The organism is Mesorhizobium sp. WSM4819 (assembly GCF_055811215.1).
Window position 1 is genome coordinate 135,120 of the sequence record NZ_JBVVQO010000004.1, and the last position, 14,670, is coordinate 149,789.

8 protein-coding genes are annotated in these 14,670 nt (G+C 64.4%); 1 reads left to right on the forward strand and 7 read right to left on the reverse strand.

Features of this window, described 5'->3' with window-relative positions:
* Positions 1 to 17 precede the first annotated feature (17 nt).
* From AC0L18_RS06015 to AC0L18_RS06025, 3 genes are all read right to left on the reverse strand, one after another.
* Positions 18 to 2,423: a circularly permuted type 2 ATP-grasp protein gene (locus tag AC0L18_RS06015; RefSeq protein ID WP_473491040.1), complete on the reverse strand. Its 2,406-nt coding sequence runs from the start codon at positions 2,421 to 2,423 to the stop codon at positions 18 to 20.
* A gap of 6 nt (positions 2,424 to 2,429) precedes the next feature.
* Complete coding sequence (locus AC0L18_RS06020) at positions 2,430 to 5,825, reverse strand: transglutaminase family protein (protein WP_473491042.1); 3,396 nt, start codon at positions 5,823 to 5,825, stop codon at positions 2,430 to 2,432.
* Positions 5,826 to 5,948: 123 nt separating this feature from the next.
* The gene (locus AC0L18_RS06025) at positions 5,949 to 7,154 is read right to left on the reverse strand and encodes an acyl-CoA dehydrogenase (protein ID WP_473491044.1); all 1,206 of its coding nucleotides are present in this window, start codon (positions 7,152 to 7,154) and stop codon (positions 5,949 to 5,951) included.
* Between the two features lie 186 nt (positions 7,155 to 7,340).
* On the opposite strand from AC0L18_RS06025, the gene AC0L18_RS06030 reads away from it, so the two are divergent.
* Positions 7,341 to 8,237: a LysR family transcriptional regulator gene (locus AC0L18_RS06030; protein WP_473491045.1), complete on the forward strand. Its 897-nt coding sequence runs from the start codon at positions 7,341 to 7,343 to the stop codon at positions 8,235 to 8,237.
* Here AC0L18_RS06030 and AC0L18_RS06035 read toward each other — a convergent pair whose 3' ends face one another.
* The 4 genes from AC0L18_RS06035 to AC0L18_RS06050 all read right to left on the reverse strand — a co-directional run bounded on the left by AC0L18_RS06035 (position 8,238) and on the right by AC0L18_RS06050 (position 14,654).
* Positions 8,238 to 10,544, reverse strand: coding sequence for a Tex family protein (locus AC0L18_RS06035; RefSeq protein ID WP_473491047.1), 2,307 nt, complete (start codon positions 10,542 to 10,544; stop codon positions 8,238 to 8,240).
* A 377-nt stretch (positions 10,545 to 10,921) separates the two neighbouring features.
* Positions 10,922 to 12,103 (reverse strand): serine hydrolase domain-containing protein, encoded by a 1,182-nt coding sequence (locus tag AC0L18_RS06040; protein WP_473491049.1) that lies wholly within the window; start codon positions 12,101 to 12,103, stop codon positions 10,922 to 10,924.
* 81 nt (positions 12,104 to 12,184) lie between these two features.
* Positions 12,185 to 13,381, reverse strand: coding sequence for a serine hydrolase domain-containing protein (locus tag AC0L18_RS06045; RefSeq protein WP_473491050.1), 1,197 nt, complete (start codon positions 13,379 to 13,381; stop codon positions 12,185 to 12,187).
* Between the two features lie 238 nt (positions 13,382 to 13,619).
* Positions 13,620 to 14,654: an extracellular solute-binding protein gene (locus tag AC0L18_RS06050; RefSeq protein WP_473491052.1), complete on the reverse strand. Its 1,035-nt coding sequence runs from the start codon at positions 14,652 to 14,654 to the stop codon at positions 13,620 to 13,622.
* Positions 14,655 to 14,670: the final 16 nt, after the last annotated feature.

The window sequence follows — 14,670 nt, forward strand, 5'->3', positions numbered from 1 at the left end:
CTTAGCCGAAATAGGCCTTACCCGAAATAAGCCTGGGCGAGGCGGTTATAGAGGCCGCCGATCTCGGTGGCGAGATCGTCCAGGGCCTTGGCCGTCATGTCCGCGGGCTCCTTGATGGCGATTGCCGTATTGAGCTGCAGTATCTCTTTCGCCGCCGGCGACATATGCCCCTCGCCGCCGACAGCAGGCAACAGCGCGATTTCGGCCTTCAGCCGCTCGAGCTGGAACAGGATGGAGCGCGGGTTGAGCGGATCGAGTACCAGGAGGTCGATCACCGTGCGCCTGCCGGCCTGCACCGGATACTGCCGTCGGTGGGTCATCACGCTGTCGCCGATCTCCAGCATCATGTCGAGCGCGCCTTCGGGCGCCGCAGCCCCGGTCAGCCGGGCCAGCGTGCGGGCGATCTGGATGCCGCGTTCCAATCGCCGGCCGATCTCCAGGAAGCGCCAGCCGGTGAAGCGATACATATTCTCATGCAGCAGGCCGGAAAACCCGGCGAGCTTGCGCAGGATGACCGTCATCGCCCGCGTCGCATCATCGCCCGGCGCCACCGTTGTCGCGAATTGATGGATGGTCTTCGACAGATCCTTCAGTGCCAGCCAGCCGTCGGGCGAGAAGCGGTCGCGGATCTGTCCGGCGCTGTAGACGGCGCTGTCCAGCGTGCCGATCAGTCCTGGCGGGATCGCCGCCGCGACGTCGATGCCGAACGGTTCGAGATGGTCTCTGATATCGGCAAGCAGCGGCATGTCCGGGTCGGAGGCTTCGGCCAGCCGCACGTGATAGGCGCGCAGGATGCGCACCGTGCCTTCCGATCGCTCGATGTAGCGGCCGAGCCATGTCAGGTTTTCCGCTGCGCGGCTGGGCAGGCTGCCTGGCGAGGTGCGGATGAAGCTGTCGTGCTCCTGGGGCAGCAGCGTCTCGCGTTCCACCGGCCTGTCGCTGACCACCCATACATCCGCAGCCTGGCCGCCGCGCTGCATGGCGATTGCGGTCGGGTCGAGCGAAAAGCCGACGCGGGCAAAACCACCGGGCATCACCGTCCAGCCTTCTGGCGTTCGCGCCAGATAGACGCGCAGCGCTGCCGGCCGCGGCTCAAGCCAGCCGCCGACATAGACCGGCGTGGTCGAAAGCGTCACCGCTTCCTGTCCGACGAAGGCGCCGCCGTCCCGTTCGATCCGGGCTATCAGTTCGGCCCGTTCCCCGGCAACCAGCGCCGAGCCCAGCCTGGTGCAATCGTCATCCTCGAAGGCAAGCCGCGTCGACAGCGCTGGACCGATCACCATGCGGTCGAGGTTGGCCAGCACATGGTCACGGTCCGCGTCCCGCCCGCACCACCATGTCGCGACGCTCGGCAAGAGAAGCTCCTCGCTCCGTAATTCGCGCGAAATTTTTGGCAGGAAGGCGAACAGCGCCCGCGTTTCCATCAGCCCGGAGCCGAGCGCGTTGACGGCTGAGACGGCTCCCCGGCGGATCGCCTCGACCAGCCCTGGCGCGCCGATCTGCGATTCCGGCCGCAACTCCAGCGGATCGGCGAAGGCGGCGTCGAGCCGCCGCCACAGCACGCTGACCGGCATCAGCCCGGAAACCGTGCGCACCATCAATCGACCGCCGGAGACGGTCAGATCCTCGCCTTCGAGCAGCATGATGCCGAGATAGCGGGCGATATAGGCATGCTCGTAATAGGTTTCGTTGAGTGGCCCCGGCGTCAGGATGGCGACACGACCGCCCGATCCCTTGGCCATGCCGTTAAGCGCGTCGCGAAAGCGACGGAAGAAGCCGGCAAGGCGGTGCACATGCATCTCGCCATAAACGTCGGACAGCGCACGGGTGGTGGCGACGCGGTTTTCCAGCGCAAAGCCGGCACCTGACGGCGCCTGGGTGCGGTCGCCCAGCACCCACCAGCGGCCATCCGGTCCACGGCCGAGCTCGAACGCGCAGAAATGCAGGAAATGGCCGCTGGCCGGTCTGGTGCCGACGACGGGGCGCAAATATTCCGGGCTGGCCGCGATCAGCCCCGCCGGCAGGATGCCTTTCTCGACCAGGCGGCTCGGCCCGTAGATATCGGCAATCGTTTCCTCGAACAACTCGGCCCGCTGGACCAGGCCGGCACTGATCGCGGCCCATTCCTGCTCCTCTATCAGGAGAGGCACATGCGCGAGCGGCCATTCGCGCTCATTGGCGCCGGCCTGATCGTAGAGACGGTAATAGACGCCGGCGTCGCGCAGATACTGGTCGGCGCGGGCGAAGCGCTGGGCGAGCTTTTCAGGCCCCAGATCTTCCAGCGCCTCGATGAACTCCTTCCAGACCGGACGGGGGTTGCCTGATGCATCGACCATCTCGTCGAGGACGCCGTCGATCGGCTGGTAGTGCTCCAGCAGGTTATGCGGCCTGCCGCGTATTTCCTGGTGATTCCCCTTTGCCATTGCTGATCAGAGTCTTGCAGGCCGCCGCAGGTCAAGGGTCATCGGGAAATCCTCAGAGGCTTGTTCGTCGCGCAGCACGTAGGCGGACGGCGTATGGCCGCGCGGCTCGAAGCGGGCGAGCCGCCGCGCCTCCGCTTCGTTGCCGTTGACCGGGAAAGTGTCGTAGCTGCGCCCGCCGGGATGCGCGACATGGTAGACGCAGCCGCCGACCGCCCGGCCCGACCAGCGATCAAAGATGTCGAAAACCAGCGGCGTGTTGACCGGCAGTGCTGGATGCAGCCCCGATGACGGCTGCCAGGCCTTGAAGCGGACGCCGGCCACCGCGATCTCTCTGGAGTCGGTCACCTTCATCGGCACGATGCGGCCGTTGCAGACGACCGCATGACGTTCCGGATTGAGCCCTTCGGTCTTCACCTGCAGCCGCTCGACCGAGGAATCAACGAAGCGCACGGTGCCGCCGATCGCGCCCTGCTCGCCCATGACATGCCACGGCTCCAGCGCCTGCCGCAGCTCCAGCTTGATGCCGGCATGCTGGACCTCGCCGCAGAACGGGAAGCGGAATTCAAGCTGCGCGTCGAACCATTCGGGACGGAACTCGAAGCCGTTCAGCTTGAGGTCGTCCAGCACGTCGAGAAAGTCAGCCCAGACATAGTGCGGCAGCATGAAACGGTCATGCAGTGACGTGCCCCAGCGCACGAAGCGGCCATCGAGCGGGTTCTTCCAGGCGCGGGCGATGATGGCGCGCACCAGCAATTGCTGCGCCAGGCTCATGCGCGCATTGGGCGGCATCTCGAAGCCGCGGAACTCGACCAGCCCCAGCCGGCCGGTCGGGCCGTCGGGCGAAAACAGCTTGTCGATGCAGATTTCCGAGCGGTGGGTGTTCCCAGTCACGTCGGTCAACAGGTTACGGAACAGCCGGTCGACCAGCCACGGCAACGGGGCGCTGCCACTGTCCGGATGCGGCACCTGCGCCATGGCGATCTCAAGCTCGTACAGCGAATCGTGGCGCGCCTCGTCGAAACGCGGCGCCTGGCTGGTCGGGCCGATGAACAGGCCTGAGAACAGATAAGACAGCGACGGACGGCGCTGCCATTGCAGGACCAGGCTCTTCAGCAAATCGGGGCGGCGCAGGAACGGACTGTCGTTGGGTGTTGCGCCGCCGACGACGACATGGTTGCCGCCGCCGGTGCCGGTATGACGGCCGTCGATCATGAACTTGTCGGCGCCGAGCCGCGTCTGCCGCGCCTCCTCGTAGATCGCTGTGGTCGTCGCCACGCAGTCCTGCCAGTTTGCAGCCGGATGGATGTTCACCTCGATGACGCCGGGATCCGGAGCCACGCGGATGACGTTGAGGCGCGGATCGTGCGGCGGGCCATAGCCCTCGATATGCACCGGCAGGCCGATAACCTTTGCCGCATTCTCGGCCGCCGCGACCAGTTCGAGATAGTCCTCCAGCGCCTCGACCGGCGGCATGAATACACAAAGCCGTCCGTCGCGCGGCTCGACCGACAGCGCGGTGCGCCCCGCGCCACCGATCTCGGTAATCTCCTGTTCGACACGGTCCTGCTGGCCGGTCGCTGCGGTGAAGGACGCCGCCTGCTGGCGGCGCGCCATTTCGTCAGCGCCTTCAAGTTCGGCCGGGGCAGCCTCCGGCAAAGAAGCGGCTTCAGGCAAAATAGCCTCGCGCGCCGGCAATGGTCCGCGCGGCAGCGAAGGATCGACCGGCACGATGTAGGGGAACTGCGCCGGCGGCACATGGGGAAGCGTGCCGAGCGGCAGGCGGTAGCCGACCGGTGAATCGCCCGGCACCAGGAACAGCCTGCCGCGCCGCGTCTTCCACTTCTCCGAACGCCAGCGCGGTCCCGACGCCTGGCTGTTCCAGCGCTGGACAGGCAGTACATAGCCCGACGGCTTAGTCAGGCCGCGTTCGAACACCCGCGCCATGCGGCTGCGCTCCTCGGGGTCGTCCAGCTTCGAATTGGACGGATCGACATTCTCTGGCAGCTTGCCTTCCTTGAGCAGCCACTCAGCCGGGTCCTCATAGGCTTCGCTGACCATTGACTTGTCGATGCCGAGTTCATCGGCAATCGCCGTCAGCAGGCTTTCAGCCTGCTTCGGCCCCACGTCTGCTTCGCCTGCTTCATCTGCTTCGCTGTTCTCCCGCGCGATCAGCGACGGGTCGCTCCACACCGGCTCGCCGTCGGCGCGCCAGTACAGCGAGAAGGTCCAGCGCGGCAGGCTTTCGCCCGGATACCACTTGCCCTGCCCGTAGTGCAGGAAGCCGCCGGGCGCGAAACGCTCACGCAGCCGGCGGATCAGCGCATCGGCCTTTTCGCGTTTTGTCGGGCCGACGGCGGCGGTGTTCCACTCCTCCGCCTCGAAATCATCGATCGACACGAAGGTCGGCTCGCCACCCATGGTCAGCCGCACGTCCCCGGCTTCGAGTGCGGCGTCGACCTGCCTGCCCAATGCGTCAAGCGCCTGCCAGCTTTCGTCGGAGAATGGCTTGGTGATGCGGGGGTGCTCGGCGATGCGGTCGACCCGCATGTCGAAGCCGAACTCGACATTGGCGAAGCTCGCCATGCCGGAAATAGGCGCGGCGTTGCGGAAATGCGGCGTGGCCGCCAACGGCACATGGCTTTCGCCGGTGAGCAGGCCGGAGGTCGGGTCGAAGCCGATCCAGCCGGCGCCCGGCAGATAGACCTCGCACCAGGCATGGAGATCGGTGAAGTCGACGGCGGTGCCAGGCGGTCCGTCAAGCGCGACGAGGTCGGGCTTCAGCTGGATCAGGTAGCCGGAAACGAAGCGCGCGGCGATGCCGAGGTTCCTCAGGATCTGCACCAGCAGCCAGCTCGTATCGCGGCACGAGCCATTCTTTGCGGCCAGCGTTTCCTCCGGCGAAAAAACGCCGGTTTCCATGCGCACGATATAGGCGACCTCGCGCTGCAGGCGGGCATTGAGGTCGACGACGAAATTGACGGTATTGGTTGGGTGGCGATCGATGGTTTGCAGGAACGCCGACAGCAGCGGTCCAGCCGGTTCCGGCGTCCGGTAGATGGCGAGATCGGCGCTGATCTCTTCCGGGTATTCGAACGGCAAGGTCTCGGCCGCCGGCTCGACGAAAAAATCGAATGGGTTGTAGACCGTCATGTCGGCGACGAGGTCGACCTCGATCTTCAGTTCCGCCACCGGTTCCGGAAACACGAAGCGCGCCAGGAAATTGCCGTAGGGATCCTGCTGCAGATTGACGAAGTGGCTCGCCGGCCCGACCTTCAACGAATGGCTGAGCACCTTGGTGCGGGAATGCGGCGCCGGCTGCAGCCTGATGACCTGCGGGCCGAGGACGACCGGCCGGTCATATTTGTAATGGGTCAGGTGGTAGACGGCTGCCAGAATTGCCATGGGACCCCGAAAGTGGGCGTTTCAAACGAACTCGCCGAACCCTGACACAAATGCTGGCCATTCTCCAAGCAGAGATGTTGCGGTGCATCTAATTTAAGCAGCGTTGCCGGCCCAGGGGCCGGCTCAGAAAAACGCCTGCAACCCGGTCTGCGCCCGTCCGAGGATCAGCGCATGCACGTCATGCGTGCCCTCATAGGTGTTGACCGTTTCCAGGTTCTGCGCATGGCGCATGACGTGGTAGCCGATCTGGATGCCGTTGCCGCCATGCATGTCGCGGGCCTGGCGGGCGATGTCGAGCGCCTTGCCGCAATTGTTGCGCTTGACGATCGAGATCATCTCGGGCGCCATCTTGCCCTCATCCATCAGGCGCCCGACCCGCAAGCTGCCCTGCAGCCCCAGCGCGATCTCGGTCTGCATGTCGGCGAGCTTCTTCTGGAACAGCTGAGTGCCGGCCAGCGGCTTGCCGAACTGCTTGCGGTCAAGGCCATATTGGCGGGCCCGGTGCCAGCAATCTTCCGCCGCACCCATCGCACCCCAGGAGATGCCGTAGCGAGCCCGGTTGAGACAGCCGAACGGCCCCTTCAGGCCCGACACGTCAGGCAGCAGCGAGTCCTCACCGACCTCGACGCCTTCCATCACCACTTCGCCGGTGATCGACGCGCGGAGACTGAGTTTGCCGTCGATCTTTGGCGCCGACAGCCCCTTCATCCCTTTTTCCAGCACGAAGCCGCGAATCTCGCCGTCATGCCCGCCGCCACTTTTGTCGGACAACTTTGCCCAGACGACGAACACGTCGGCGATCGGCGCGTTGGATATCCACATTTTCGAGCCGGAGATCCTGTAGCCGTTCGCCGTCTTCTCGGCCCGCGTCTTCATGCCGCCAGGGTCGGAACCGGCATCCGGCTCGGTCAGGCCGAAGCAGCCGATCCATTCGCCTGACGCCAGCTTCGGCAGGTATTTTTTGCGCTGCGCCTCCGAGCCATAGGCATGGATCGGATACATCACCAGCGACGACTGCACACTCATCATCGAGCGATAGCCCGAATCGATGCGCTCGACTTCGCGCGCCACCAGCCCATAGGTGACGTAGTTGGCGCCGAGCCCGCCATATTCTTCCGGAATGGTGATGCCGAGCAGACCCGCCTCGCCCATCTCGCGAAAGATCCCGGCATCGGTCTTTTCCTCGAGATAGGCTTCCTCGATCCTGGGAGCGAGCTTGTCGGCGGCGAATGCCGCTGCGCCATCGCGCACCATCCGTTCGTCTTCCGACAGCTGGTTCTCGATCAGGAAAGGATCATCCCAGACGAATGCGTTCTTGTCGGCGGCCATGGCCTCGGTCTCCCAAACTCTTGCATGTCGCCCAAAAGCTTGCCCTCGGGCCTGACCCGAAGGTGTCCGGCGGTTTGGGATAACGACATGCACAAACAACAACATGAATTGGGCGGCTTATCGGCTTCCAGGTCGAAAAAATCAAACGAAATTGCTTCGCCATTCAATGAGCGTTAGTAATGGATCATGAACGTGCAGCGCCGCCTCTTGCCTGGAATCAGCGCCCTTGCCGCCTTCGAGGCGGTCGCCCGGCTGGGCAGCTTTACCGCCGCCGCAAGAGAGCTCGATCTGACCCAAGGCGCCGTCAGCCGCCAGATCAAGCTTTTGGAGGACCAGTTCGGCCGCCAGCTGTTCGAACGCGACAGCCGCAATGTCAGGCTGTCGTCGGCCGGTGAGATCTATGCCGAAGCGGTGCGCGCCGCCTTGGGTCAATTGCGCGACGCAGCGCTTGGATTGATGAGCAATCGGCATAGTGGCATCTTGAACCTTGCGATCCTGCCGACCTTCGGCACACGCTGGCTGATGCCGCTCATCCCGGATTTCGTCGAAAACAACCCTGACATCACCATCAATTTCGTCACCCGCATCGGCCGCTTCGACTTCTCCCGCGAACGGCTCGATGCCGCCATCCATTTCGGCCTGCCCGACTGGCCGGATGCCGACTCGACGCTGCTGGTGCGCGAGACGGTGGTGCCAGTCGTCTCGCCCGAATTTCTGGCCGGCCGCGCCATTGCCACGCCTGCTGATATCGGCCGTCTGCCGCTGTTGCACATGGCAACGCGGCCCGGCGCATGGACCGAGTGGTTCGAGCATCAGGGTTTGAGCGCACCGACCGGACCGGGCATGCAGTTCGAGCAGTTCGGCACTGCCGCCCAGGCCTGTATGGCCGGGCTCGGCGTGGCGCTGCTGCCGCAGGTGCTCATCTCAGGCGAATTGCAGCGCGGCCAGTTGGTGCCGGCACCGGGTCGGCCGATGCAAAGCCGCAGCGCCTATTATCTCGTCGTGCCGCACGACAAGTTCGGCCATCCGCCGGTCGCCAGTTTTCGCGACTGGCTGCTGCGCCATGTGCCGCCGGAGAAGTAGCTACTTCCGCTTCAACGCATCGGCCAACGCGGCGCCGAATGCGCCTTGTTGCACCGGCCTTTCCGCCTGACGCAGCGGCGCCGGCGTGCGCGGCACCGGTCTGTTGCCGTTGTCGCGCGGCTTCGGTGTACCGCCGTCACCATCTTTGCGCATCGACAGGCCGATGCGCTTGCGCTTGATGTCGATGTCGACGACGCGCACCTTGACCACGTCGCCGGCTTTCACCACCTCATGCGCATCCTTGACGAAACGGTCGGCCAGTTGCGACACGTGCACAAGTCCATCCTGGTGCACGCCGATATCGACGAAGGCGCCGAACGCGGCGACATTGGTGACGGTGCCTTCCAGCAGCATGCCTGGCTTCAAATCCTTGATGTCGTCGACGCCGTCGGCGAAGGTCGCGGTCTTGAAGCCGGGGCGCGGATCGCGGCCGGGCTTTTCCAGTTCCGCCAGGATATCGCGCACCGTCGGCAGGCCGAACCGCTCATCGACGAAGACACGCGGATCGAGCGCCTTGAGAGCGGCACTGTCGCCCATCAGCGAGCGGAGGTCGCGTCCGCAGGCCGCAACGATTTTTTTCGCCACGCCATAGGCTTCCGGATGCACGGCCGAGGCATCGAGCGGTTCGGTGCCGTTGGCAATGCGCAGGAAGCCGGCGCATTGCTCGAAGGCCCGGGGTCCAAGGCGCGAGACCTTCAACAGGTCACGTCGGCTGGCGAAGGGACCCGCCGCGTCACGGTGCGCAATGATCGCCTCGGCCAGCGATGCGCCAAGACCCGAAACCCGCGCCAAAAGCGGCGCCGAGGCGGTGTTGAGGTCGACGCCGACGGCATTGACCGCGTCCTCGACCACCGCTTCCAGCGAGCGGCCGAGCCGGTACTGGTCGACGTCGTGCTGGTATTGGCCGACGCCGATCGACTTCGGCTCGATCTTGACCAGTTCGGCCAGCGGATCCTGCAGCCGCCGCGCGATCGACACCGCGCCGCGCAGCGACACGTCGAGGCCGGGGAATTCCGCCGCTGCTGTTGCCGAGGCGGAATAGACCGAGGCGCCCGCCTCGCTGACGATCACCTTGAGCGGCTTCGGCCCGGACTCGGCAGGCATGTCGGCCAGCATGTCTGCGACCAGCCTTTCCGTCTCGCGGCTGCCGGTGCCGTTGCCGATGGAAATCAACTCGACCTTGTGCAGGCGGATGAGGTTTGCGAGTTCGGCCTGCGTGCCGCGCACGTCATTCCTTGGCGGAAACGGATAGACCGTCGTCGTCGCCAGCAGCTTGCCGGTGCCGTCCACCACCGCCACTTTGACGCCGGTGCGGATGCCGGGGTCGAGCCCCATCGTGGCGCGCGAGCCGGCCGGGGCAGCGAGCAGCAAGTCCTTCAGATTGCGGGCGAAGACATGGATCGCCTCCTCCTCGGCCTGCTCGCGCAGATCCCGCATCAAATCGAGCGTCAGATGCAGCGACAGCTTTACGCGCCAGGTCCAGCCCGCCACCTCCATCAGCCAGCGGTCGCCCAGCAACTGGCGGCCGATGGCGTAGGCATCGGCGATCATCCGCTCGACCGGCTTCACCGGCGACGCGTCGTCGGCATCGACTTCGATATCAAGCGACAGCACCTCTTCGTTGCGGCCGCGCAGCATCGCCAGGGCGCGATGGCTCGGCACATTGGCCCAGCGCTCGACATGGTCGAAATAGTCGGAGAATTTCGCGCCGGCCTCCTGCTTGCCGTCGACGACGCGCGACCGCATGAAGGCGCGTTCCTTCATGTAGCTCCTCAGCCTGCCGACCAGATCGGCATTCTCGGCAAACTGCTCGGACAGGATGTCGCGCGCGCCCTCGAGCGCCGCCTTGGCGTCGGCCACCTCTTCAGTGATGTAGGCCAGCGCCAGTTCGCTGGGCGCCGCCGCGCGGTCGGCAAGGATCGCCTCGGCCAGCGGTCCCAGCCCACGCTCGCGCGCGATCTCGGCCTTGGTCCGGCGCTTCGGTTTGTAGGGCAGATAGATGTCTTCGAGTTCCGCCTTGGTGACGGCCGCAGCGATCTTGGTTTCAAGCTCTTCGGTCAGCTTCCCCTGCTCGCGGATGGAACCGAGAATGGTGTCGCGGCGCGCATCGAGCTCGCGCAGATAGACGAGCCGTTCGGCCAGCAGGCGCAGTTGCGTGTCGTCGAGGCCGCCGGTGACCTCCTTGCGGTAGCGCGCCACGAACGGCACTGTCGCGCCTTCGTCCAGCAGTCCAATCGCCGCCGCGGCCTGTTCGGGCCGGGCCGCGATCTCGGCTGCGATGACTGCTGCGATGCGCTCGGATGCCATGTCGTTCCTGCTGTCCTGTCAAAAAGAGCGGCGACCATAGGCGCAGAGCGTCGCTCCGCCAACCGGGGCGTTTTCAACCGCCGGATAGTTCCACAGGAAAGCAAGTTGGAAATTCGCATGGCAGAACGCGCCCACGCCTGGATTTGCCCGTGCCTTTCACACGTGCGCGCTGCCCCTCATTGCCCTGCCGGGCATTTCTCCCCGTATAGTGACGGGGAGAAAGACGCCTTCGCAAAGGGTTTCGCCAACGACCAGCGTTGCAAAAAATAGCGCCGCGGTGCGGCCAGCCCCCTTCTCCCCGTCACTATACGGGGAGAAGGTGCCGGCAGGCGGATGAGGGGCAGCGCTGACATTGCCAGTCGGATACGATTGCCCTGCTAGACCATCCGGCTCAGCGCATCGAAGAAGGTGACCATATCGACACTGAGCGGCTCGTCGACCGGCTCAGGCTGCGACGACATCTTGGCGATAACCACCTCCGCCTTGGGATCGACGTAGAGCCACTGGCCGTGGATGCCGATACCGCAAAAAGCGCCGCTGGCCGCGCCGGTCTGGTACCATTTGTTGCGGTAGCGGCCTTGCGGGAAGCGGAACGCCATCGCGCCACGCTGCCAGGCGTCCGTGTCTCCGCCTGTGCTGACAGTGTCGCGCACCCAGGCTTCCGGCACGATGCGGCGGCCATGGGCGATGCCGCCCTGCCGCATCGTCTCGCCGACCCGGGCCAGATCGCGCGGCGTCACCGAAATGCCGCCGGCCGTGCGCGCAGTGCCGGCCATGTCGACTGTCACCGAGGCTTCGCTCATTGCACCAAGCGGCAGCCACAATTTCCCGTGCATCAACTCGGCGAAGCGCTGGCCGGACGCGCGTTCGAGCAGGATGCCGAGCAGGTCGGAATTGGGCGAGCGGTAGCGGAACGTCCGGCCATGCGGCTCGTTAAGGCGCTGCAGCGTCAGGATGAAGTCGGCCAGGCTTTCCATGCCGCCGCCCGGATTCCACAGCGTCGCGCGGCGATAGCGGGCAAAAGCGCTTTCCGGATCGAGATAGGCTTCTTCGAAGTCGAGGCTGACGCTCATGTCGAGCACATGCCGCACGCTGGCATCGCCATAGGCCGAGCCAGCAGCTTCCGGCAGATAGCGGGTCACCGGCGCCTGCGGGTCGAAAACTCCTTCGCCTTCCAATATGCCGGCCAGAATGGCGGTCAGCGACTTGCTGATCGAGAAGATGATGTGGCGCGCGCCGAACTCCATATGCGGTGCGAACCAGTCGCCGACGAATTTGCCGGCTTTCATGATCGTCAGCGCGTCGGTGTCGGAGCGCGCGAGAAAGGCCGCAACGGTCTCGGCGCCGCCGGTCAGCGCGACCTTTTCGTCAAGCAGCCCGTCAAGATCCTGTGCCGGCGCCTCACTGCCGCTTGACGCTGCAGCGACACGTGCGCTCGGCACCAACTCGCCGACATTCTGGAACGACCACCGGCTGAACGGGCTTTCGCGCCAGTTGCCGAGCAGCACCTTGTTGCGGGCAAAGCCATGTCTGGTCTCGAACGCGGTCTTACCGGTCATAGCTTTTCCTTCCGGTTTTTAGGAACTTAGAGACTGTTTCGAAATCAGATGGCCGCCAGAGTAGAGTTTCCAAACGGTCACTTAGCCAAGCGCGGCGGCGATCGCGTGGACGGCTTTCATCGTCGCCACCGAAAAGGCGATGCTGGTGAAATCCGGGTAGCTCGAAAGCTTCACCACGACCATTCTCCTGTTCCAGTCGATATGAATCAGCTGCCCGAACACCCCCCGGCACATCAGCGCGCGCGAACGCGGGTCCTCGATCCAGAACTGGTTGCGGTAGCTGCCTTGCGGCAGGCTGGGATTGAAGTCCGGTCCATGCCTGCCGGTGCGCGTCGCCTCGATCCAGTCGGCCGGCACGACGCCGCCGCCATTGTCGAGGATCAGCTGGCCGAAACGGCCATAGTCGCGCAGCGTGGCGTTGAAGCCGCCATCGGCGATGGCGTAGCCGGCGCTGTCGACGGTGAAGCAGGCGCTTTCATCCGCGCCGAGCTTTTGCCAGAGTTCTTCCGAAACCAGTTGCGCCAGCCGCTTGCCGGTCACCCGTTCCATGATGAAGGCGAGCACGTCGGTCTCTATCGAACGGTATTCGAACGCAGAGCCATGCGGCCGGCTTGCATTCTTGAGCCGCAGGATCAATTCGAACATATGCGATGGCCACTCGAAGGCCGGGTCGCTGTCCGGCGGCACCGGTTTCCAGCCGCTGGCGACATCGACCTGACCGATATCGGAATAGCGGTCGGTGTATTCCTCGGAAAAACGCACGCCGGACGTCATGTCGAGCACATGCTGCACGCTGGCGCCGGCCCAGCCGGTAGCTTCCAGCTCCGGCAGATAGGTCGTCACCGGCATGGCGGGATCGATCAGGCCGCGCCCGGCGAGTATGCCGAACACCGAGCCCGTGACCGATTTCGCCATCGACTGCGACAAATGCAGCGTGCGCTCGGTCATGCCGTTGCAATAGCGCTCATAGGCGATCTTGCCATCCTTGAGCACGAGGAACCCATCCGTATAGGTTTCGTCCAGCAGCCCGGCCAGCGTCGTAGGCTTCCCCGTGCTGTCGCTCACCGGCAGCGCGTCGAGATCGACCTCGGTCTGCTCGAAGCGGCGGCGATGGCCATTGCCGCGCCAGACTTCGACGGTCGGCAGAATTTCGCGGATGTGCTGGAATGCCCAGCGATTCCAGGGTCCCCTGTCCCAGTCGAGCTTCGGCGGCACCATCTTGGGCGGTGAGCCCTGCATGATCGGCGGCCGCGGATCGGAGTTGCGGTAAGACTGCATGAGAATTTCCCTGCCGCCGCATGCCGCTCTTCGGTTCACTTGGATGAGGAGCGGTCTGCACAGCGGACGAAAAAGCCCCCGAATGGGCCTTTAGAGTGACGAACGCCCGACGCCATGGCGAAGGGCAGTGCCGGCAGGCCAGGTGAGGGGCGGCGCGAACGCTGCGAATTCAGCGCTACCCCTCATCCGGCCCTTGACCCGCCTTCTTCCCGCTCGCGCGGAAAAAGGCGGAGTGCCGTTATTTCTGAACGTCCGTCCAGATGCGCGTGTAGAGTTGCTGCACATCGGGCGAGCAAGGGGTGAGGAACTCGCCCGCTTTCTCTAGTTCTGGCGGTACCACCAGTTCGGGCGCATCCTTCATGTCGGCTGGCATGAATGTCTTCGAGCCCTTGACGCCATTCGCATATTTGGCGAAGGCGGAGATCATGGCGGCGTTCTCGGGATCCATAGTGAAGTTCATGAACAGCTTGGCGTTGTCAACATTCTTGGCATCCTTGAGGATGGCAACACTGTCCATGAAAAAGGGGAAGCCCTCCTTCGGGTAGCCGAACTTGATGTCGGGGTTCTTGATGCGCGAGCGCATGATGGCGCCGTTCCAGTAGTAGACGGCCGAATAGTCGCCGGCCGGTAGCTTCTCGGTCACGCTATAATCCATGGCCAGCCACTTCGGCTTGGCCTCCACCAGCTTGTCGCGCACTTTCTTGAGCAGTTCCTTGTCGTCCGTGCACCAGTCGCCGCCCAGATACTTGATGGTGGCGAACAGCACGTCGTTCATTTCCGGCGCGACATTGATCTTGCCAACCAGTTCCTTCGGCGGATCGAGAAAGATGGCCGAGGTATTGAGGTCGCCGTCATAGACCTTTGTGTTGACGCCGATACCGGTCAGGCCCCACTGCCACGGAACCGTATAATGACGGCCCGGATCCCAGGGAACGTTCACCCAGCGCTCGTCGACATTCTTGAAGTTCTCCATCTGGTCGGGCCGGGCCTCAAGCAGAAGCCCTTCCTTCACCCAGATCGGCACGTAGTTGGCCGACGGCACCACAATGTCGAAGCCATGACCACCGGCGCGTACCTTTGCTAGCGCGGTGTCGTTGGAGTCGTAGTCGGTGATCGTCACCTTGACCTTATAGGTATCCTCGAACTTCTTGATCATCTCGGGGCTGGTGTAGTCGCCCCAATTAAAGATGTTGAGTTCGCCTTCCGCATACGCGCTGCCCGCAAAGGCAAACATTGCGAATACCGCCGTGGCAGCCGTGGTCTTCCATTTCATTGCTATTCTCCCGTTT

Coding starts and splice junctions, on each gene's coding strand:
- AC0L18_RS06045 (WP_473491050.1), bottom strand. CDS start 13,381: ATGCAGTCTTACCGCAACTCCGATCCGCGGCCGCCGATCATGCAGGGC.
- AC0L18_RS06040 (WP_473491049.1), bottom strand. CDS start 12,103: ATGACCGGTAAGACCGCGTTCGAGACCAGACATGGCTTTGCCCGCAAC.
- AC0L18_RS06025 (WP_473491044.1), bottom strand. CDS start 7,154: ATGGCCGCCGACAAGAACGCATTCGTCTGGGATGATCCTTTCCTGATC.
- AC0L18_RS06015 (WP_473491040.1), bottom strand. CDS start 2,423: ATGGCAAAGGGGAATCACCAGGAAATACGCGGCAGGCCGCATAACCTG.
- AC0L18_RS06030 (WP_473491045.1), top strand. CDS start 7,341: ATGAACGTGCAGCGCCGCCTCTTGCCTGGAATCAGCGCCCTTGCCGCC.
- AC0L18_RS06035 (WP_473491047.1), bottom strand. CDS start 10,544: ATGGCATCCGAGCGCATCGCAGCAGTCATCGCAGCCGAGATCGCGGCC.
- AC0L18_RS06020 (WP_473491042.1), bottom strand. CDS start 5,825: ATGGCAATTCTGGCAGCCGTCTACCACCTGACCCATTACAAATATGAC.
- AC0L18_RS06050 (WP_473491052.1), bottom strand. CDS start 14,654: ATGAAATGGAAGACCACGGCTGCCACGGCGGTATTCGCAATGTTTGCC.